The 21,091-nt window shown below is 52.7% G+C and carries 15 protein-coding genes; 8 read left to right on the top strand and 7 right to left on the bottom strand.

The features are described 5' to 3' along the window. Positions 1-53: 53 nt before the first annotated feature. The gene (locus LQ229_RS23765) at positions 54-6,758 is read right to left on the bottom strand and encodes an immunoglobulin-like domain-containing protein (protein ID WP_230193086.1); all 6,705 of its coding nucleotides are present in this window, start codon (positions 6,756-6,758) and stop codon (positions 54-56) included. Between the two features lie 767 nt (positions 6,759-7,525). Here LQ229_RS23765 and LQ229_RS23760 point away from each other — a divergent pair. Genes LQ229_RS23760 through LQ229_RS23750 form a run of 3 tightly spaced genes read left to right on the top strand, consistent with a single transcriptional unit; the run spans position 7,526 to position 9,895 of the window. After that, positions 7,526-7,780 carry a FeoA family protein gene (locus LQ229_RS23760; RefSeq protein WP_216537018.1) on the top strand — a complete coding sequence of 85 codons (255 nt, stop codon included), beginning with the start codon at positions 7,526-7,528 and terminating at the stop codon, positions 7,778-7,780. Continuing rightward, positions 7,777-8,511, top strand: coding sequence for a FeoB small GTPase domain-containing protein (locus tag LQ229_RS23755; RefSeq protein ID WP_216537017.1), 735 nt, complete (start codon positions 7,777-7,779; stop codon positions 8,509-8,511). The genes LQ229_RS23760 and LQ229_RS23755 overlap by 4 nt, the downstream gene beginning before the upstream one ends. Continuing rightward, positions 8,489-9,895, top strand: a complete 1,407-nt coding sequence (locus tag LQ229_RS23750; protein ID WP_216537016.1) for a nucleoside recognition domain-containing protein — start codon at positions 8,489-8,491, stop codon at positions 9,893-9,895. The genes LQ229_RS23755 and LQ229_RS23750 overlap by 23 nt, the downstream gene beginning before the upstream one ends. A gap of 510 nt (positions 9,896-10,405) precedes the next feature. Here LQ229_RS23750 and uxaC read toward each other — a convergent pair. Beyond that, on the bottom strand, positions 10,406-11,818 hold the full coding sequence (gene uxaC / locus LQ229_RS23745) for a glucuronate isomerase (RefSeq protein ID WP_230193085.1): 1,413 nt from the start codon (positions 11,816-11,818) through the stop codon (positions 10,406-10,408). Positions 11,819-11,925: 107 nt separating this feature from the next. Between uxaC and LQ229_RS23740 the strand changes: the two genes are divergently transcribed. Genes LQ229_RS23740 through LQ229_RS23730 form a run of 3 tightly spaced genes read left to right on the top strand, consistent with a single transcriptional unit; the run spans position 11,926 to position 14,568 of the window. Next, positions 11,926-12,603, top strand: a complete 678-nt coding sequence (locus LQ229_RS23740) for a GntR family transcriptional regulator (protein WP_230193084.1) — start codon at positions 11,926-11,928, stop codon at positions 12,601-12,603. A 25-nt stretch (positions 12,604-12,628) separates the two neighbouring features. Then, positions 12,629-13,717, top strand: coding sequence for a mannonate dehydratase (uxuA, locus tag LQ229_RS23735; protein WP_230193083.1), 1,089 nt, complete (start codon positions 12,629-12,631; stop codon positions 13,715-13,717). Then, positions 13,714-14,568, top strand: a complete 855-nt coding sequence (locus tag LQ229_RS23730; protein ID WP_230193082.1) for an SDR family oxidoreductase — start codon at positions 13,714-13,716, stop codon at positions 14,566-14,568. The genes uxuA and LQ229_RS23730 overlap by 4 nt, the downstream gene beginning before the upstream one ends. Positions 14,569-15,161: 593 nt before the next feature. Here the strand turns inward: LQ229_RS23730 and LQ229_RS23725 are convergent. From LQ229_RS23725 to LQ229_RS23715, 3 genes are read right to left on the bottom strand one after another with little or no spacing between them, the layout of a single operon-like run. Further along, complete coding sequence (locus LQ229_RS23725) at positions 15,162-15,953, bottom strand: hypothetical protein (protein ID WP_230193081.1); 792 nt, start codon at positions 15,951-15,953, stop codon at positions 15,162-15,164. 16 nt (positions 15,954-15,969) lie between these two features. Continuing rightward, positions 15,970-16,710, bottom strand: a complete 741-nt coding sequence (locus LQ229_RS23720) for a DUF677 domain-containing protein (RefSeq protein ID WP_230193080.1) — start codon at positions 16,708-16,710, stop codon at positions 15,970-15,972. 4 nt (positions 16,711-16,714) lie between these two features. After that, complete coding sequence (locus LQ229_RS23715) at positions 16,715-18,025, bottom strand: SPFH domain-containing protein (RefSeq protein ID WP_230193079.1); 1,311 nt, start codon at positions 18,023-18,025, stop codon at positions 16,715-16,717. Positions 18,026-18,268: 243 nt separating this feature from the next. Between LQ229_RS23715 and LQ229_RS23710 the strand changes: the two genes are divergently transcribed. Both LQ229_RS23710 and LQ229_RS23705 read left to right on the top strand, forming a co-directional pair. Next, positions 18,269-18,949 carry a response regulator transcription factor gene (locus LQ229_RS23710; protein WP_230193078.1) on the top strand — a complete coding sequence of 227 codons (681 nt, stop codon included), beginning with the start codon at positions 18,269-18,271 and terminating at the stop codon, positions 18,947-18,949. Next, the gene (locus LQ229_RS23705; protein WP_230193077.1) at positions 18,946-20,322 is read left to right on the top strand and encodes a HAMP domain-containing sensor histidine kinase; all 1,377 of its coding nucleotides are present in this window, start codon (positions 18,946-18,948) and stop codon (positions 20,320-20,322) included. The genes LQ229_RS23710 and LQ229_RS23705 overlap by 4 nt, the downstream gene beginning before the upstream one ends. 21 nt (positions 20,323-20,343) lie before the next feature. Here the strand turns inward: LQ229_RS23705 and LQ229_RS27380 are convergent, their stop codons facing one another. Together LQ229_RS27380 and LQ229_RS23700 are read right to left on the bottom strand one after the other, a co-directional pair. Continuing rightward, complete coding sequence (locus LQ229_RS27380; RefSeq protein ID WP_356711834.1) at positions 20,344-20,502, bottom strand: nucleotidyltransferase domain-containing protein; 159 nt, start codon at positions 20,500-20,502, stop codon at positions 20,344-20,346. Positions 20,503-20,575: 73 nt separating this feature from the next. Beyond that, a complete protein-coding gene (locus LQ229_RS23700; protein WP_230193076.1) occupies positions 20,576-20,965 on the bottom strand; it encodes a GNAT family protein in 390 nt (129 codons plus the stop codon). Positions 20,966-21,091: the final 126 nt, after the last annotated feature.

The following is a 21,091-nucleotide window of genomic DNA, read 5'->3' as shown; positions in this document are numbered from 1 at the left end:
GCCCGGAGATCATCTTCGATGATTTACGGGCAGCCCATCTTCTTGTCGTTACGTTATGGCAAAAAATATATCAGTACCGCCGCCGCTTCGGCACGGGTAATATGGCCTTTCGGTTGAAGCGTGCCGTCCGGATAACCTTTGACGGCTTGCGCTTGCACCAGCGCTTGAACCGCTTCCTTCGCCCAAGCGGAAATGTCATCGTGATCGGCAAAGCGAACGGTTTCGCGGTTCGAAGTTTCCAATCGCTTGTTCAGCGCTCTATACAACATCGCGAACGCTTCTTCCCGCGTCACATTGCGGTTCGGCTGCAGCGTTCCGTCCGCATACCCTTGCACAATTCCCGCTTCATGCGCCGCATTGGCAAATCCGGCATACCATGCGTCCGGACGGGTATCCGTAAATGCGAATTCTCCTTGCACAGCTTCCAACCCGAGCAATCTGCAAATGACTGCAATCAGTTCCGCTCTGCTCATCGGGCGGTTCGGTCCGAACGTGCCGTCAGGGTAGCCTTCCATGATGCGGTTGCTTGCCAGTTTGGCAATATAGCCGGCCGCCCAATGCCCTTTCGTGTCGGCAAATTCGGTTCTCACTGGCGGCGTTTCCGGTTCGCTGCCCGGCTCCGGCGTTTGTCCGGACTCTTGCTCAGGCTCCTGTTCCTCCGCCTTATCCTCTGCCGAATCCGGCTGGCTGCCTGTCGTACCGCCTCCGCCGCCGGAGCCGGATCCGCCGTCTCCTCCGCCGGACGAACGTTTCTCTACCGTCACTACGCATTCGGCTTGATAACCGCCGTCAGCCGTCGTCACCGTAATTGTGGCGGTTCCCGCGCGCAATGCCGTTATTTTCCCGGTTGCGTCCACCGTCACCGCTTTTTCATCGCTGCTCGCCCATGTCACGGTTTTGTCGGTTGCGTCTTGAGGCAAGACCGTTGCCGTCAACTGCAACTGCGCTCCTTCCCGCAAGGACGCTTTCGTTTGATTCAACGCGACGCCCGTGACCGGAATGATCTCCGGCGTTGCGTCTTGCTTGACGACGATTTTGCCGATCGCCGTGAAGCCGCCGTCCACCGTGGTCACACTGACATAGGAGATGCCTTCCTTCAGCGCCGTAACTTTGCCCGCCGCGTCCACAGCCGCTACCGTTTCGTCGCTGCTCGACCATACGACGGACGGATCGTCCGCATTGCTCGGCGAAATCGTCGCCGTTAGCTGCAATTCCTTCCCTATCGCAAGCTCCGCTTCTTCCCGGTCCAACGTTACGCTCTCGACTCGAACGCCCGGATGAGGCTCCTCGACCCCAGGGACTTGCGCGCTTAGCCGATCGTATTCGGACTGCGTTACGGGCAGCACCGTTCCGTGGCGCGGGCGCGACGGCAATTCGTAACCGCTCGACATCGTCCAAACGCCGGAGGACAAATCCGTCGTTTCGAACGGCACATATCCTCTGCCGCCGAACTCGTCGATGAACAGGTACCATTTGTCTTCTCCGTTCGCTTTAAATACGGTAGGCCCTTCGCCTTGCCGGATGGAACCTTTGCCGATTCCTTCTTTCAACAGGACGAAGTTCGGGTCGAAGATCGAATCGCCGGCCTCCTGGAACACGAATTTGCCGTTCGGAGACGACGAGGTATTGCTGCGCTCGTCTTTCGTAATGCGATAAACTTTGCCGTCGTGTTCGATCATTGTCGTATCGATGACCGAGTATCCGTAATCCATATAGACGGCGGGTTCCGTAAACGTATAGAAATCTCTCGTCTTGGCGTACATCATTCGATGGTAGCTGTTGCCGCTATGGTTCGGATTATCGTATAGCTTGGAAGCCCAGAAGACGACATATTCGCCTGTCGACTTGTCGTAGAACGCTTCCGGCGCCCACGTCGATCCCGCTTCCGGCGGCGCGACCTCCACCATTCTCTGGTTCGACCAATGGACCAAATCCGTCGACTCCCAAACCATGATCGATCGGCTGCCATATCTCTGGGCGCGATCCCAATCTCCATTCCCGTAAATCTTCAGGTCCGTCGCAATGAGATAGAACTTATCCCCTTCCGGCGAACGGATCATAAACGGATCCCTCAATCCTTTCTCGCCCAAATCGGACGTAAGCGCCGGATTGCCGCCGTTCAGCTCTTTCCAATGCAGCGGATCGTCGCCTTCGCTTAACGCGAAATAGATTTGCTCGCCGTTCGCATACCCCTCGCCGGTAAAATACGTAAACGCATATCCCGCATATTCTTCCTCTACCGGCATTTCCCGAACGGTCGCGATGAACGCCTTGGTTACCGTCACGCCGCCGGCCGTAATGGTCGCCGTCAGCCTTACCGCAACGTCGCCGCTGCCGTGCGCCGGGCGGGTCACTTCTCCGGTCGGCGTAATGATACCGGGATATTCCGAGCTCCAGGATATAACCGAACCGTGAGCGCCGGCTTGCGGCAGCGTAAGATTGCCTCTTACGTCATGAATGTTGCGGACGATCAGCGTTTCGGCATCCAGTTTGGCCGCTTCGAAATCCGTCGGCTTCCTTAACACGGTGACCGTAAATTCCTTCGTCACCGCACGTTTCCCGTCGGACAGAGTCGCAACGAGGACGACCGCCCGATTGCCTTCATCCGCGGACGGGCGGTTAACTTTACCCGTATGCGTAATAATGTCCGCATCCCGCGATTCCCACGCGATCGTCGTCCCGTATTCGCCGCGATCCGGAAGCGCTAAATCGCCCGTGATTTCATCCTTGCTTGCGTTGTCGCCGATAAAATCATCGTAGTCGAGCCGTTCCGCCGCATAATGGAGAACAAGATCGTCCATCGCTGCGATTTTCCGGCCGGCTTCCGTTTGGAGAGCCCGAATGTCGGAGGCGGTTAACGCGCTGCCGTACACTTGGAAATCCGCGATCATTCCGCCGAAATAAGGGTCTGCCGCATAGAAAGATTTGCCGATAAAACCGCTTCGGCCGCCGTTATTGTTAATTTGCGCCAACGTGTAGCCATTGGCCGATCCCGATCCGACTTCAACGCCGTCAACATATAAGGTCAGCGTATTCTCGGTTCCCGACATGACCGCCGTGACCAGCTTCCACTCGCCGGATTTCAAAGAGCCTGTCGAAGCATTGGCCCCCGCTTCATTGGTCCAGCTTGTAATCCCCAGTCCGAGACGGGCCGAACGGTCGCCTGAATTCCGCTTCGGCGTTACATAGATATATTTGTTCTGATCCTGGCCAAACGCGAAAACCCATTCCGCTTCGTTCGCGCCGTTCCAGTTCGCCAAGGCGGAAACGGTCATATCGGTTAATCCGTCTAACACGCCCTGAGGGATTTCGATATAAGACGCCTTATCCTTGCTTCCCGTAAAGCTGATCGCACCCGCGTTATCGCTCTTCATCAAAACCGCATTCTCCGGGTTGATCCAAGTGCCGTCAAACTTGCCCGCTTGATCGACGACTTTCGTTCCTTCAATAAGGCTCATGTCGTAATGCAAGATCGGATCCGCCAGCACCGGGGGATCCACCGGGGGCTTCGTTTCCTGGTCGGCAAGCGTTGCGACTTCTTCCCCGGACAAAGCGCGGTTGTAGATCCGGAATTCGTCGAATTTGCCGTCGAACAAGCTTTGTCCCGCTTTGCGCGATTTGCCGATATAATTCACTGTCGTTTCCAACAGCATTCTCGGCTCGACATTATAGACCGAACTTCTGGCCGCTTCTTGGCCGTTGACAAATAATACCGCGTCAAAGCCGTCAATCGTCATCGCGACATGATGCCAACCGCCCGCCTCCAACCTCGGAGCGCGAAGCGCATATTTGTAGGCGGCGCCGAGCGTAGACGAATCGTTGGCGAACTTCTCCGTAAACGGCGTCACGATCGCGAACTCCAATCCGCCGGCATCTCCTTGCGTGCTTAAATACATCGTATTCCGGTTCACGGCTCTACCCGTTTCCGAAGCGAAATCGAAGATTCTTTGATTCCCCTGATTTTTGTCCGCCTTCACCCATGTTGCGATCGTCATGGCCTCCAAATTCAGATCCTTGATCAGGTTGGGAGGCAATTCCACAAAGCCCGTGCTGCCGTCAAGCTCCACCGATCCGCCCGAGGCGCCGACCTTGTCCTCTGTCACAATCTTAGCCCCGCCGACCAAAGCGGCGTCATATCCGTTGCCGGACACATCCTTCACGGTTTGTCCCTCGACATCGTCCGGATCGAATGTGTAATGGACGACAGGGTCCTCGGAAAGAGCCGGTCCCGGCTTGCCGTATGCCAACTGCAACGCGTCGTATTCCGCCCGGGTAATCGGGATGACGGTTCCGTGGCGCGGGCCGGGCGGCAGCCCATAGTCCGAAGCGGGAAGAAGATTGTTCATGAATTGCGAACCGTCTTCCAGATCGGTGGAGACGCGCACATGGTACGGCCAGGAATCGAGGAACATATACCATTTGTCTTCGCGCAAATCTTTAAAGACGGTAGGCCCTTCGTTGTTGCCGGCATGGCCGACCATGCCCTGAATTCCGTTTCTCGTGCCCGCGATCGGTTCGAATTGGTATCCGTTCCCTGCAATGCCGTCTTTATCGTAGAAAATGTTGTCCGCTTTCTCGTAGTAGACTTTATAGCCCACTTCGGATTTGGTGAATCGGTACAGTGTGCCGTTATGCTCGATCATCGTCGTGTCGATCGTCGGAAACGCTTCGTCGGTATAAACCTTCGGCTCCGAGAAGGTGTAGAAGTCCCGGGTTGTCGCATAATACATCACATTATATTGACCCACAGGCCTTCCGTTCGGATATTTGCCGTACGTATCCTCTACTTTCATCGACGAGGCCCAGAATACGACGTAATCCCCGGTGTTCTCGTCATAGAAAGCTTCCGGAGCCCATGTATTGCCGCCTTTCTTCGGGGCGACCTCGACCATTCTTTGCTCGCTCCAGTTTACCAAATCGTCCGATTCCCAAATCATAATGGAATGGCTTCCCGTAATTTGGGCCTGATCGAAATTGGTGCTCTCGCCCATCTTCAAATCCGTCGCAAGCAAATAAAATTGATCCCCTTCGGGGGAACGGATAATAAACGGGTCTCTCAAACCCCGCTCGCCCATCGTGGACTGAATGATCGATTGACCGTTGTTCAGCGACCGCCATTTCAACGGATCTTCCGCCGTCGCGAACGAGATTTCTTCTCCGCCCTCGTATTCCCCCGTGAAATAGGCAAAAAAGTAAGCGTCGTAATCGATCGCTTCAGGCGACGCCTTGACCGTAATATCGAACGTTCTCTGCGTCGCGGCGCTCCCTTTGGCAACGGTCGCCGTCAACGTCACTTGCGTATCGCCAGCCGGGCGCGTCACTCTTCCCGCGAGCTTCGGGTCTCCCGCCGCGCCCGCTTCGGCCGTTCCTTTGACGATCTGCGGATCGCTCGATGCCCAGACGATCGTCGATCCGTTCTCGCCGACGGCCGCGAGACCGATATTGCCTTTAATATTCTCGGCATTATGAATCGACAGCTTGGCCGCATCCGCGGCGACGATCTGCTCGTCCGAGAATTCCTTCAATACCGTCACCGTAAACTTCCTGGCAGCGGCAAGCTCTTCATACGACAGATGCGCGGTCAATTCGACCGTTGCGTCCGCCGCATCCGCCCCCGGCCGGGTGACCGTGCCGTTATTGGCGATCACTTCCTCGTTGCTTGACGTCCAGGCGATATTCGTGCCATGTTTGCCCTTGGCCGGAAGCGACAAATGTTTCGTCACCGCCTCCGCGCTTTCGTCGCCCGCGCCTAAATAAGCCTCCATATCGAGCGAAGCGGCGGCATCTTCCATAGCCAATTGGCGGATGTCGGCAATCGTTCCGGCAGCTTCCGCATATAAACCGGCTATTTCCTGTTCGGTCAAAGCGCCGCTATAAATACGAAAATCCCCGACGCTGCCTTTATAATAATTGTCGTTCTTAAAAATCGATTTCCCGATAAATCCGGAAAAGCCGGCAGTAGGATCGATCAAATCCGCCAACTTGATCCCTTTGGCCGAACCGGAGACGGTCATTACTCCGTCCACGTACAATGAGATCGTATCGGCGGACGAGGAATATACCGCGGTTACCAGCTTCCACGTTCCCGCAGGCAAGGCCTCTGCGCCTTTAATTAGCGCCTCGTTTCTCCAGCCCGATTTGGAAACCCCCGTCGCCATAACGTTTCCGTTGCCGTGACGCGGTGTGACAAAAAAGTATTTATTGCCGTTCTCCGCATCGTCCGTAACCGTTCCCAATCCGAAGAACCAACGGTTCTGGCCGTCGTTGTCCCAATTCACAATGGCGGATACCGTGACGTCGTCAAGCCCTCTTAACACATCCGAGCCGTCGCGTCCTTTCGGAATTTCAATATAACCGCTGCGCGAAGAAGCGCCTCCTCCGTTGAAGGAAACGAATCCCGCTTTGTCATCGTGGACGAATTGTCCGTTCTCCGCGTTTTTGAACAATCCGTCAAAACCGCTGCCCGAAACGTCTTTCATCACGAGCTGCCCGCCGGATTGCTCCGCCGTTCTCATGTCGTAATGAAGAATCAGAGTTGAACCGGATATCTGCGTCTCCATTTCCATAAGTCCTGCCATGTCAACCGGCAACTCCTCAAGGTCGTATACGGATTCGGTTACCGACTGGCCGTCACTGTCATTAGCCGTTACGATAGCTTCCCGATCGACCGCAAAAACGAGCTGCGGCGAAAAACCGGTCAAAGATGTCATTGCAATGAGTATTGCCAACACGAACGACAACAAGCTTTTTCTTCTCATCTTCCGCTTATACCCTCCTTTGTTTTCGCTCTCCTCGGGATCATCCGCATTGTTGCGGAAATACCTTGACAGCGCTTCCAATTTTTCCTATCCTTTGTTGCCTTCTCTTCTTTGTCTCCGTCCTCGCTTCGTACCCCGCATAGCCATTCGATAATGACGGTCATCCTCCCCTTTTCTTCCGCAATTCGCCGAACGATCGTTGCAACCCCGCAGCATTGCCGTGGCGTAACCCGAGTATATAGCGCTTTCACGGGAACTTGAATAGAATCGTTTACGGAAAACATTCATTATATTTAGATCATTTTGCGGCGGGCGGCAACAAGCGGGGAGAAAGTTCGTTTTTTTGCGCGAAAAGTTTAATTTTTTTCTATGAAAAAAACCGCTCAAGTGAGCGGCTCCGTTTCTTCATCTTTCATTTTCATAAACGCCCTGTCGGTCATATTTGGTGACGGCGCGGAAAAAAGAGGCATTTAGGCTCAAACTTTTTTAGAACCGTTTCGCCGCATGCTCGGGATTTATGAAACTGGCCCTTTATCGAATATTTTTATTTAGCCAATCATCATCCGAAGCCATCCCTTCGTATAATGAAACTACAATGCGGCAGGAGAAGCTTGAAACCGAACGCCAATGTTGCTTTAGGGAAAATTTTTGTTGCAAAGGAAACACTATTGACCTATACTAAGTTATAGGAAGCAATGATCTATTGTTGCTTAAAACTTGCCTTAAGTAAACATTTTGTCTTTAGGGAAAACAGGAGGATGAGCTTGATGTCTTTATCCGCAATTCCGTTATCCGAAGCGAAAATTGGAACCGAACTGCGATTGAACCGCATCGATGTCCAGGGCGTGCTGCGCAGACGGCTGCTCGATCTGGGATTCGTCCCGGGCAATGTCGTCACCGTGCTGCAGAAAAGTCCGCTTGGCGATCCGATCGCATTTCGGGTGAATAATACGACGATCGCATTGCGCAAGGAAGAAAGCTCTCTAATATATGGGGAAACGATAGGAGGCGAGCATCCATGAATCGATACACCGTCGCATTGGCGGGCAATCCGAATACCGGAAAAAGCACGTTGTTCAACACGTTGACGGGACTTCGCCAACATACCGGAAACTGGGCGGGCAAAACGGTCGACATGGCGGAAGGGGAATTCGTCCGCGGCGAATCGACTTTCCGCATGATCGATCTTCCCGGCACTTATTCTCTTTACTCCAACTCCGCCGACGAGGAGGTGGCGCGGGATTATATCATTTTCGAACAGCCGGACGTAACCGTAGTCGTGCTGGATGCCACTTCCTTGGAACGAAACCTGAACTTAGCGCTGCAGGTGATGGAAATGACGAACCGCGTCGTCGTTTGCATCAATCTGATCGACGAAGCGAAGCGGCTCGGAATTCGAATCGATATTGCGCAAATCGGCAAGCGGCTCGGCGTGCCTGTCGTCGCTATTTCCGCACGCAACAAAATCGGGATCGACGATCTGCTCGACCGGATGGAACAAGTCGCATCGGGCGCGATCGTTCCGTCGCCGCTGCAAATTCAATATAACGACGCTATCGAGCGCAAGCTGGCCGAGCTCGAGCCGATCGTTCGCGAACAGCTCGGCACCCGGTTTCCGACGAGATGGATCGCGCTTCGTCTGCTGGACGGCGACGAAAGCTTGCTGGACTCGATCAAGGCGAGAATAAACGGAACGCATGAGAAACGCGTCGCGGAGGAGGTTGTCGGCTATGGGCGCACCGCTTGCCACTAATTCGCCCGACCCGCTCGATGCGCTGCTCGGCCTGGCGCGAAACGCCGCGGACGGGGATGCGATTCGGGACGGCATCGTCAGCGATATTTACCGGACGACGCACGATATATGCAAAGAAGCCGTCCGTTACGAAGATAAACGCAAATTGGCCGCCACGTACAGCTTGGACAAAATCGTCACGTCCAAAATTTGGGGCTTCCCGATTATGCTTGCAATATTAGGGATCGTGTTCTGGATTACGATTGCAGGGGCAAATTATCCTTCCAGTTGGATCGCCAGCCTGTTCGGAATTGTCGAAGGGTATCTGACCGCCGGTTTCCAAGCACTGAACGCGCCGGAATGGCTGCATGGCGTTCTTGTCCTCGGCTTCTTCCGCGGAACCTCATGGGTCGTTAGCGTGATGCTGCCGCCGATGGCCATCTTTTTTCCGATTTTCGCCCTGCTGGAGAATTTCGGGTATTTGCCGCGCGTCGCGTTCAATATGGATCGTTTGTTCAAAAAATCGGGCGGCCACGGCAAACAGGCGCTCACGATGTCCATGGGATTCGGCTGCAACGCCGCTGCGATTTTGTCGACGCGCATTATCGAATCGCCACGCGAACGCATGCTGGCCATTCTGACGAACAACTTCGTGCCCTGCAACGGGCGCTGGCCTACGCTCATTTTGCTGTCGTCGCTATTTATGGCGGCCGGCGTCGCCAGCGGATTGCAGACTTTCGCAACCGCCCTCGTCGTGATGGGGATGGTGCTGTTTGGCATCGTCGTCACGTTGACCGTATCCTGGGTATTGTCCAAAACGGCATTGCGCGGCGTGCCGACCCATTACACGCTGGAACTGCCTCCGTACCGCCGTCCGCAAATATGGAAAACGATTCTTCTCTCTTCCCGGGACAAATCGTTAAACGTGCTGACGCGTGCGGTGATCGTAGCCGCGCCGGCCGGGATTATTACCTGGATATTAGGAAATATATATGTGGGCGGAGACAGCGTGCTGAACCATATGGCCGCGTTTTTCGATCCGTTCGCCCATGCGATCGGTCTTGACGGATTTATTTTGATGGCCTTCATACTCGGTCTGCCGGCGAATGAAATCGTGCTGCCGATTTTGTTGATGGGATATTTGTCTTCGGGCGCGATGGTCGATGCCGACGGGCTCGACAATATTAAAGGCATCTTCCTGCAGCATGGCTGGACTTGGCTGACGGCGCTAAACATGATGCTCTTCTCCTTGCTCCACTATCCTTGCGGAACGACGCTCTTTAATATTTATAAAGAGACGAAAAGCGCGAAGTGGACCGTGCTTTCCGCGGTCATCCCGCTGTCGATCGCGATCGCCGTCACTTTCGTTGTCGCCCAAACGGTTAGAGCGCTAGGCTGGGTGTAGCGACTGTAGAGCCGCCGCGTGCCGCGGTGTGATCGTGCCGGCAAAATGGGTAACGGAACTGGAAGACCTTAAAGTGGAAAAAAGCGGTGCTTGCGAATTCTAACGGATCTCAGCGCACTTATTCGTTGCTTTTCTAGCGAAAATTGGACGAAGCACCGTAAATAAGGTTTCTCATTTCCGTTACATTTTGAAACGTCTCAATGTTGCTCAGATAGCGTCCCATGGATCCGTTAGCCGCAAAAGACGTTGCTTACCGTAGGTTCATGTTGTACGTTATACAACATCATGGAAGGTATGAGCCGATGATGGGCTGTCATGTTGTATTTCGTGCAACAACATACAGGAATTTCGCCTGAAACGGCCCGTTTTTGCTGAAAATGATGTACTTTGTACAACATAAGGCGAATAAAACAACGTTGGCAGGCTGGAATGTTGTATTTTATACATGCTGCGTTTTGACATATAAAAAAGACAGGCTCCGCAATCGAGCCTGCCTTCTTATTTCATCTGTCATTCGGACGATCCGATGCCAAAGTAACGATTCGCATTATGATAGCAAATATTCTCAACAATGCTGCCGATAAACGGATAATCGCGCGGCAGTTCGCCCTCTTCGATCCATGTGCCGAACAGATTGCACAGCAGCCTGCGGAAATATTCATGCCTCGTAAACGACAAGAAGCTGCGCGAATCCGTCAGCATCCCGACAAATGTGCCGATCAGCCCGATGCTGGCCAGCGCCTTCATGTGCCGGAGCATTCCTTCCTTCTGATCGTGGAACCACCAACCCGAACCGAGTTGAATCTTCCCTTGGATGCCGGCCGCTTGAAAATTGCCGATCGCGGAAGCGATCATTTCATATTGATTCGGGTCCAACGTGTAAACGATCGTTTTCGGCAAGTTTCCGCTGCGGTCCAACTCGTTCAAGAAGCCGTTCAAAGTGCGAGCCATATGAAAATCGAGTATGGAGTCGAAGCCGCTGTCTTTGCCTGTTTGTGCGAACATCCTCGCATTATTGTTCCGGATCGCCCCGATATGAAGCTGCATCGTCCAGCCTTGCGCATGATACAACCGCCCAAGCTCCAGAAGCGTCCTTGTTTGAAACACTCCCGCTTCTTCGGCGGTTATGTCCTCCCCTTGCAGCGCGCGGCCGAAGATGACGGCCGCTTTCCCTTCTTCGCCCATAACAAACGGAAATTCGCCGAAGCCATGATCCGACAAACGGCAGCCTTGTTCGTGGAAATAACGAATGCGCGCGCCCAATGCAGCGATAAATTGCTCGTAATTCAAGATCGGCGCCCCCGCCGCTTCGCTTAACTTGCGGACGCTATCCGCGAATTGGCCGTTGCGGATATCCAGCAGCCGGTCCGGCCTGAACGTCGGTGCGACGACCGTTTCGATCGCATCGTTTGCCCGAATGGCGCGGTGGTCGTCCAACGAATCGGCCGGATCGTCCGTCGTGCACACGACTTTGACGTCGAACCGTTTCAGAATGCCGCAAGTCCGCATAGAATCGTCCTGTAACCGCTCATTGCATCGCTCCCAGACGGTTTCCGCATTATCGGCCGACAGCAGCTCCGTCACGCCAAAGTACCTCGTCAATTCCAAATGCGTCCAATGATAAAGCGGATTCCCAACCGTTTGCGGAACGCAGCGCGCCCATGCGAGAAACTTGTCCTTATCCGACGCTTCGCCTGTAATGAGGTGTTCCTCCACGCCGAGCCAACGCATCGCCCGCCATTTGTAATGATCTCCGGAAAGCCAAATATCCGTCATATTGCGAAATTGCTTATTCCCGGCGATCTCCGCAGGGTTCAAATGGCTGTGGAAATCGTAAATCGGCATACGATTCGCATAGTCATGGAACAAAATTCGTGCGCTGCCGTTCTGAAGCAGCCAATCGTCATGAATCAATGGGGCCATTGCCTTCCCTCCTAACGATTAGAATCATTTTGCAATTTGATACTTCCATGCTACCACACTTGTATGGTAGTATGGAAGTATCAAATTGCTGTCGCGGAGGTGAACAAATGAACTTTTCGGTGAAGCCGCAGCCGGTCTCGACCCGGGACGCCGTTTACTTAACCTTGAGAGAGCAAATTTTGCTCTGCGAGTTAGCCCCCGGCACTGCGATCTCGGAAAAAGAAATATCGCTCAAATTCGGTGTCAGCCGGACGCCGGTACGGGAAAGCTTCGTTCGTCTGGCCCAGGAAGGGCTGCTTGAAGTTTACCCTCAACGCGGCACCTTCGTATCGCTGATCGATCCGGAACTGGTCGAGGAAGCAAGATTTATGCGCGAACAGTTGGAGAAGGCGGTCATCCGGCTTGCTTGCGAGAGCTTCCCCGACGACAGGCTTGCGGAACTCGATACGAACCTCGCCGAGCAGAACGCATGCATCGTTCAACAGGATTACCGCAAAATGTTCGAACTGGACGAAGCCTTTCACCGGACGCTATTCGAGGGATGCCGGAAAAGCAATACATGGGCGGCCATGCAGCAGATTAATGCGCATCTGAACCGGAGCCGCATGCTGAGGCTCGCTGCCGATCATCACTGGGATCACTTGTATTTGCAGCATCTTCATATGGCGGAAGCGATTCGGGAACGCGATGCGGATCGGGCGGAGCGGCTAATGAAGGAACATATGAGTTTGACGATCCAAGATCAGGCGTTGTTAAAGCAAAAATTCCCTACTTATTTCAAGTAAGCGCAAAAGCGGAGGTGTGTCATTCATGAAGATGGTATTTCGATGGTTCGGCGAAGGGAACGATACGGTTACGCTCGATCAGATTACACAAATACCGGGCACGGAAGGCATTGTATGGGCTTTGCATGACGTCCCTGCCGGAGAAGAATGGCCGATGGACAAAATTATGGCGGTCAAAACGGCGGCGGACCGGGCCGGCCTGCATATTAAAGTTGTGGAAAGCGTTAATATCCACGAAGATATCAAGCTTGGGCTTCCATCCCGGGACAAGTATATCGAAAACTATAAAAAAACGATCGAGAAGCTGGCCCAAGCCGGCGTCAAAGTGATCTGCTACAATTTCATGCCGATATTCGATTGGCTTCGCACCGATCTGTATAAGGAAACGAGCGACGGTTCAACGGCGCTTTTCTATGAGAAAAGCCGAATCGACAACATCGACCCGTTCGAACTTGTGAAGCAAATTAACGAAAATTCCAGCCTGACGATGCCGGGTTGGGAGCCGGAGCGGCTTCAATATTTGACGGAATTGTTCGAGGCGTACCGGGGCGTCACCGAGGAGCATCTATGGGCGAACGCTCAATACTTCCTCGACGAAATTATTCCCGTGGCCGCCAAACACGACATTAAAATGGCCATTCATCCGGACGATCCGCCATGGCCGATCTTCGGTTTGCCGCGCATAATTACGGGCCAAGACAATATACGCCGGTACCTGCAAATGCATGAAAGCCCTTATAACTGCATTACGTTATGCACCGGATCGCTCGGCGCCAATCCGAATAACGATATTATCGCGATGATCCGCGAATTTGCGGACCGCATTCCGTTTACGCATATCCGCAACGTACGCGTATACGAGAACGGCGATTTCATCGAAACTTCGCACCGGACCGAAGACGGAACCGTCGATATTGCGGGCGTCGTTCAGGCTTATCACGACTTGGGCTTTGATGGGTTCGCCCGTCCCGATCACGGCAGACATATTTGGGGCGAACAATGCAGACCCGGCTACGGGCTGTATGACAGGGCGCTCGGCATCATGTATTTATGGGGCTTATGGGATGCGTACCGGAAAAAGAAAGCCGGCATGACGGAGGTGGCGCCGGTATGACGGAACTAGCCAAACATCGTTCGCTTGCGGGCAAAGTCGCCGTCGTTACGGGCGGTGCCGGCGTATTATGCCGGGCGATGGCGTTGGAGTTGGCGCGGCAAGGCGCCCGCGTCGCGATTCTAAACCGTACGGAAACCAAGGGCCGTGCGGTCGTGGAAGAAATCGAAGCGGACGGAGGGGAAGCGATCGCCGTCGCCTGCGACGTCACGGACCCGAGCAGCGTCCGGCAAGCGGCCGAAACGGTGCTGAACCGGCTCGGTTCATGCGATATATTGATCAACGGCGCCGGCGGCAATCATCCGAGCGCGAATACGACGAACGAAATTTTTACATTGGAGGACTTGGACAATCCGGAAGTCACCACATTTTTCGATATCAGCGTAGACGGTTTCCGCAATGTGTTGGATTTGAATATGGTCGGCAGCTTGATCCCGACGCAAATCTTTGCCAAACAAATGCTGCATAAACAAGGAGCGACCGTCATCAACATTTCGTCGATGAGCGCCCCTTCGCCGATGACCAAAGTTCCCGCTTACAGCGCAGCGAAGGCGGCCATCAACAACTTTACGCAGTGGCTTGCCGTCCATCTGGCCGAAAGCGGCATCCGCGTGAACGCGATCGCGCCCGGCTTCTTCTTGACCCAGCAGAACAAGAAGCTGCTGACGAACGAGGACGGATCGCTCACCGACCGCTCCCGGAAAATTATCGCCCATACGCCGATGCGCCGCTTCGGCAAGCCGGAAGATTTGCTCGGCACGCTGCTATGGCTGGCGGACGAGTCCATGTCCGGCTTCGTCACCGGCATTACCGTCCCCGTCGACGGGGGCTTTATGGCATACTCGGGCGTCTAGCGTTGCGGCCGTCGCGTTACTTTTATGTAACTGCGAGCGATCTGCGCGCGAACGGGAAGAGCGCGTCACTGTTCCGGCGCGAATAGCGCCAAAATGTGGAGTTAATTAATCGCTCCCGCACTCTATATGAACATTAACGGTAAAAGTTGGCGTTAATCTTTTGCAGATCAATGAATTCGTCAAGTCCGCTCAAGATTAACTCCGCAAAATACCGCTAACTTACATTTTTTACTTGATATAAGAAAAATAGCTCCGGGTTTTACCGCTAATGATGGCACTTCGGGCGGCAACCCCCTAAAAAAGCCGGAAAGAAAGGCATTGCAGCCCTTCCTTCCGGCTTTTTATTACACTCGCCCGTTCCCGTTAGAACAACGACACGCGATGAACATATCCAGGCAACAAGCAAAACGACGCCTGTCACGAACAATCCCATAACCAGCCCCCCGAAAAACAATTTTTTCCATTGTAACACAATCGAGAGGAAAATAAGACCTTCCCGGGACCGCGAACATTGCAGCCCTAAGCGAATTTCGATCGGGCGCGAACAGCAAAAAAACCGCGATCGCAACGACCGCAGCTTTCTGTAACGCATATTACTGCACCAATGAGCCGCAATATTCGCATTGTTTATTCTCGCCGGGATATACTTGGGCGCTCGCGCCGCATCCTTTGCAATTGACGTTCACGGGAGTGCGCGGGGCCGGTCCGACGCCATTCGAGGAATAATATGTCGTCGTCTGTGACTGCGTCTGTGTCTGTGTCTGCGTCACCGTCTCCGTTCGCCTCACAAAACCGGTCCCTCCCCAAACGTTTGCTCCCGCATTGTTCGTTGCAACATTGTTCATTGCAGCATTGTTTCGCCCCATATCGTTTCCTCCAGCAACGTTTGGTCTTTGATCGTTGAACAGATGAATCGTGCCCGCCGTTTCATCGATCGTCGCTCCAAACAATTTTTGCGTCCGAATCATTTCCTTCAAGTCGTCCGCAACCTGTTGTACGCTCAAGCCGGCCATTTGGGCCAGCGCGGGGACGGAGCGCACGCCATGCATCGTAATCGCTTGATGGTACCAAATATGTTGCTTCTCCAGCTTCCTCTTCTCTCTTGCGTTGCCGACAATAAAGAAAATGAGCCCGGGAATCCAAAGAATAAAAGCTAAACCGATCCCGATGGTGACAATATCCTCTTCCGGTTCGCTCGCCTTGAAGAATATGCATCCTACGATATAGAGGACAAGGAAGACGCTCCCGACAATTTTCAATTCGTCCATCCGCTTTCCTTTGCGAACCGGAAAGAACAAAAGAGGCAGCAAGGCCAGTCCGATTGGAAAAAAAGCAATAAAACCGACTACGCATAAAATACCGACAATGACCCGGTAAAGAATCACATAACTCCCCCACTTTTTACTTTAATTGAATAAGCCGCCGGTTGCGCTGCTCCAGCAAATGCTCGATATGTTCGATCGACCGTCCGAGCTTGGCCGTTTCTTCATACGGTTCCTCCACCTCGTTGAGCAAACGGAAACGATCCTCCAGTTCGCGCATCTGTTCAAGCAGAAGCTGATCCGTCTCGAACAAGGAAGCATGAGTTACCGGATCGCTGTATTTCACCTTCTCCTCCAATTGATGAACGAGCTTGCGGAGCAAATCGCTCTGCTTCACATCGCACATCTCCAGATTCCGCTTCGCGGCCGAAATCGTCAGCTGCATCTCCTTGATAAGCTGGGTTTGCACCTTGGTGTCCTGCTCTTGGCGTTCAATATATTTGACGCATACGGCCACAACGCCGAACAAAATGGCTGCCGCCATAAAAGCGATGGCATGAATGATGAAATACGAAAAGACCGAATGAAAAGGCGAAAATAACAAGACGATCACGAAAGCGGCAAGAAAATACAAGACGGCCACCGTGCCGTAACCAAGAAATCCCGGAACCTGTTTCTGAAAACGCCGGGAATGAAGCAAGGAATAGAGAATGACGCCGTAGATCGCCGACTCCGCCACAATCAGCGCGCCTATTGAGATCATTAAATTGTAAATGCGCCCAAACGGCAGCCCGATCCATAGAACGATCGCAACGGTCAATGCTGCGGCCAGAATATAAACCGTATTCCAAATGGCTAAATAACTCCGATCTTTGTTCATGCCGCTACCCCCTACTCAAATCATTGCCGCATTCCAAACAAAATTTTTGATTCGGCTTGATGTCGTGTTGGCATCGGCTGCATGTAAGCGATGTGCTCGTTCCGCAATTCATGCAAAATTTGGCTTCGCCGCTCAGCGGTTCGCCGCAACTATGGCAGTTGATTTGCGGGCCGAGCGATGTGCCGCATTGGCCGCAACGCGCGGCGTTCTCCGGATTATCGGCGCCGCATTTGGGACATGCGGAATATAAATCTCCGCAATGCGGGCAGAATTTGGCCCTCGCAGGCATCGAATTGCCGCAATGGCTGCATGTCACCGTTTGCGGAGCGGATGTCTGCGCCGCGGCAGGCGGCGCGTAACGGTAGCCGCAACTCGCGCAAAATTGGGCCTCCCCTTCGTTCATCGCATGACAACTGGGGCAGCTCTTACCGGACGGTACCTGGAATTGATTCGTTAACATCGACATGACTTGGCCCAAATTGCCGCCCAGTCCGAACCCCATGCCGAGTCCCATGCCGGCATTCATGACGCCTCCCCCCATACCGTCGTTGCGCGCGGCGCCTTCCAACGTATCGAAGGTGCGTTCCTGTTGATAGGTATAACCCATAATATCCATTTCGGCTTTTTTCGCCAGCGCTTCCTTCAAACGCGCGGTAGCCGGGTCGTCATCCGGTACATTGATCGATTCGACGTAGAAATCGAGCAAACGGACGCCGTATTCCGCAAAAACAGAAGCGCTCCGTTCCATCACATGGCTGGCAATTTCCCCGATGAAAGCGTTCATTTCCAAAATGCTGATTCTTTTATGTACGATATAAGAAGTGATTAGTTCGCGAATATTCATCATCAGCACGCCGCGAAAATATTTCGTCATCGCCTCCTTGTCGAATATAGGAAGCGTGCCGATCAATTTCAGCAAAAATTTGCGCGCATCTTCGATCTGGAGACCGAACTGTCCGAAAGATCGAACCGGCAAAATGACGTTATATTTCGGATCTTGAAGCTGCAGCGGCGAAGCCGTTCCCCATTTAATATCGAGCGTGTTCAATTTATTAACGAACCATATTTCCGCGGCGAAAGGCGACCGGCCGCCGAAAGGTATATTGATCAACGATTGCAGCAACGGTATATTGGGCGTACTTAACGTATGCCTCCCCGCGCCGAACAGATCCAGGGCCTCCCCGCCCTTGAACAGGACCGCTTCTTGCGTTTCATTGACGATTAATTGCGTCCATGTGCTTAATTCGCTATTCGGATGCTTCCAAGCGAAAACATTGGCAGGACCGTCGTATTTAACGACATCGATAATAGCCACTGCACATCCTCCTCTGGCAATATTCCCCGACCTGAAGTCATATGTATATTTTACTAGTTTCCTACGCAATGTGGAATGATAAGTTGCTATTTTCGGTAAAAATCATGAATAAATGATAGCTTTCGAGACGATCGAACATCCGGCCGCAGCCTTCCGTCCGATTTGCATTTGCCGTACGGTCCTCTGGTATAATCTTCATCGAGATGTCGAATGATAGATCATAAAAATAGGAGTAGGTGCACAATGAGAATTCATATTCTAGTGGCGGATGACGATCCTCATATTCGCGAACTGCTGCGGTTTATTTTGAACAAAGAAGGCTATTGGACAGTCGAAGCCGAAGACGGGGAACAAGCGATGCGCTTGCTTGAGAACGAGCAGGTTCATCTGGCCGTGGTCGACGTCATGATGCCCGGGAAGGACGGTTTGGAGCTTTGCGGCATGATTCGCAAGCATTACGATATTCCCGTTATCCTTCTCACCGCCAAAGGCGAGTTGGACGATAAAGAAAAAGGGTTTCACTCGGGAACGGACGATTACATCGTCAAGCCGTTCGAGCCGAAAGAATTGCTGTTCCGCATCAAGGCGCTGCTGCGGAGGTATAACATAGTCTCTTCGGAAACGATCCGGCTGAACGGCGTCCTGATCGACCGCAAAAGCTATGAAATTCGAATCGGGGACGATACGATGATGATACCGTTAAAAGAATTTGAGCTGCTGTCGCAAATGGCGAGCCATCCGGGACGGATCTTTACGCGGGAGCAGCTGCTGCAATTGATATGGGGCGCGGATTATGAAGGGGACAGCCGTACGATCGACGTGCATATTAAACGTTTGCGGGAACGGTTCCACGACCGAACCGGCGACTTTGTGATCAGCACTGTCCGCGGTCTGGGATATAAGCTTGAGGTTCCCGTCAGATGAGGACGCTCTATTTCCGCATCGTCGTCACCTTCGTTCTCATCGCCATCGTAAGCAGTATGCTTGCCCTCCTCCTGACGAACGTATATTACATGTCTTATATGAAATCTTATCACGAGCAAAAAATATGGAATATCGGCAAAGAAATCCGGACCCTGTTCGAGCAAACTCCTAATCTCGATTTAGACAATTATTTGGCTCATGTCGCAAACATGGGATTTCAAATCTATGCCGTGGACGAACGGATGGAAGGCGCTTTTTACGGCGCTCCTTTCAAACATAAGCAATTCGAGCAGGAGCAGATCCGCCGGGTGCTGGCGGGAGAAACGTATCATGGAATGGAGAAAAAGGTCCGTTGGCTGACGGTTATCGGCTTCTTCGAGAATAGCATCCGCAATAGCGTCGGTCTTCCGCTTGAGGCGAACGGGGTGAAGTACGCCTTATTTATTCGACCGAATTTGGAACAGCAAATCGGGGAAGTGCGAATTTTGCTTGCTCTGCTCCTCGGATTTACTTTTTTATTCAGCCTCATTTTCATCGTCATTTTTACCCGTTATATTGTCAAGCCCGTGAAGAAGTTAACGGAAGCAACGAATAAAATTGTCGGCGGGGATTACCGGATCGCAATGGATGTAACCCGAAAGGACGAGATCGGCAATTTGGCCCGTCATTTCACCCATATGGCCTCGTCGCTGCAACAGCTTGACCAAATGCGGCAGGAGTTCGTCGCCAATGTGTCGCATGAAATTCAATCTCCGCTAACGTCCATTCAAGGGTTTGCCCAATCGATTCTGAATAAGGAGACGACTCCGGTAGAAGCGGAACGCTACTTGCAAATTATTGAGGAAGAGAGCAAACGATTGTCTTCCCTAAGCAAACAGCTATTAACCTTGGCTGCGCTGGACAAAGAAGATAACGTCGTGAAGCGGACCCGGTTCCGACTGGACGAACAAATTCGGCAAGTGTTGATCGTGACGGAATGGCAATGGACGGAGAAGCGATTGTCGGTGGAGCCGGACATGCCGGAAATCATCGTCTCCGCCGACCGGCAACTATTGTATCATGTATGGTTGAATTTGTTGACGAACAGTATCAAGTTTTCCGAACCGGGAGGGATCATCTCGATCGGCATGGCTGTGGATCGGCACATTGCGGTGAGCATTCGCGATACGGGAGTTGGCATCCCCGAATCGGAACTGCCCTATGTATTCGACCGGTTCTATAAAGCGGATAAAGCCCGAAACCGTTCCCGCGCAGGCAGCGGATTGGGGCTGTCCATTGTAAAAAAAATCGTCGAACTCCATCAAGGGAGCGTGGAAGTGCGGAGCGAATTAGGCAAAGGCACGACGTTCACGGTGCGGCTGCCTTATTTGTAATGTTCCGTTCATATACCTGTCCTACAATCGCAATTGTATAAGGACAGCCCTTGATTTATCTTCAAAATAATCTGAAAACACAGCTAAATCGACATCGCTTTCTTCATCGAACGTTCCTTTTGCATATGACCCGAACAGAACTGCTTTTTTAACGGGAATCTCAGAGGAAATCTTGGCCAAAAAGTTCTTTACGGATTCTACAACCTTCGGAATAATTCCGCGAAGAATGGAGCAAATTCATTTTCAGTTCTTGCTACAATCCGCAGTATTTTCTGAGACGAAGATGCATAATTTTCTGCTCTCCGATCGGACCTGTCTTCCTGCCTCCGCGGTCTTCGAAACCCGCCTTGGCATATAGAGTTTGGGCGGCAACGTTCCTGAGGTTGACGGACAGCACGATCTCATCGATTCCCGGAAAATGCGCAGGCACGAAACGATGAAGCGATTCGAGGCCTTGTTTGGCGTAGCCCTTCCTCTGCCGGCGATAATCGATGGAGAAAGCGATCAATAATAACGCATTGGGATTGACGGTATACTCTTTGACCCGCTCGCCGGATACTAACACGAAGAAGCCTACCGGTACGGAATCGGCCGTAATGACGATCGGATGCTTGTTCGCATCTCCTTGCGCCTCCCCAACCATTTGTACGAAAATAAACTATTTAACATTAAAGCGCTAAAGTCCCTTGGACCGAAAAGGTTTCCTAAGCAACATTAATATCCATAAAGTTACAGTTATGCTGGGACTATCTCACGTAGCTCTACTTCA

Origin of the sequence: Paenibacillus sp. CECT 9249 (assembly GCF_918697855.1) — a bacterium.
Lineage (GTDB): Bacteria > Bacillota > Bacilli > Paenibacillales > Paenibacillaceae > MSJ-34.
This window is presented reverse-complemented; position numbering and strand designations above follow the sequence as displayed.

Bases quoted from the DNA above. Each gene is read 5' to 3' on its own strand.
- LQ229_RS23765 (WP_230193086.1), bottom strand. From the start codon at position 6,758: ATGAGAAGAAAAAGCTTGTTGTCGTTCGTGTTGGCAATACTCATTGCA.
- LQ229_RS23760 (WP_216537018.1), top strand. From the start codon at position 7,526: ATGTCTTTATCCGCAATTCCGTTATCCGAAGCGAAAATTGGAACCGAA.
- uxaC (WP_230193085.1), bottom strand. From the start codon at position 11,818: ATGGCCCCATTGATTCATGACGATTGGCTGCTTCAGAACGGCAGCGCA.
- LQ229_RS23720 (WP_230193080.1), bottom strand. From the start codon at position 16,710: ATGAACAAAGATCGGAGTTATTTAGCCATTTGGAATACGGTTTATATT.
- uxuA (WP_230193083.1), top strand. From the start codon at position 12,629: ATGAAGATGGTATTTCGATGGTTCGGCGAAGGGAACGATACGGTTACG.
- LQ229_RS23705 (WP_230193077.1), top strand. From the start codon at position 18,946: ATGAGGACGCTCTATTTCCGCATCGTCGTCACCTTCGTTCTCATCGCC.
- LQ229_RS23730 (WP_230193082.1), top strand. From the start codon at position 13,714: ATGACGGAACTAGCCAAACATCGTTCGCTTGCGGGCAAAGTCGCCGTC.
- LQ229_RS23740 (WP_230193084.1), top strand. From the start codon at position 11,926: ATGAACTTTTCGGTGAAGCCGCAGCCGGTCTCGACCCGGGACGCCGTT.
- LQ229_RS23755 (WP_216537017.1), top strand. From the start codon at position 7,777: ATGAATCGATACACCGTCGCATTGGCGGGCAATCCGAATACCGGAAAA.
- LQ229_RS23750 (WP_216537016.1), top strand. From the start codon at position 8,489: ATGGGCGCACCGCTTGCCACTAATTCGCCCGACCCGCTCGATGCGCTG.
- LQ229_RS23700 (WP_230193076.1), bottom strand. From the start codon at position 20,965: ATGGTTGGGGAGGCGCAAGGAGATGCGAACAAGCATCCGATCGTCATT.
- LQ229_RS23710 (WP_230193078.1), top strand. From the start codon at position 18,269: ATGAGAATTCATATTCTAGTGGCGGATGACGATCCTCATATTCGCGAA.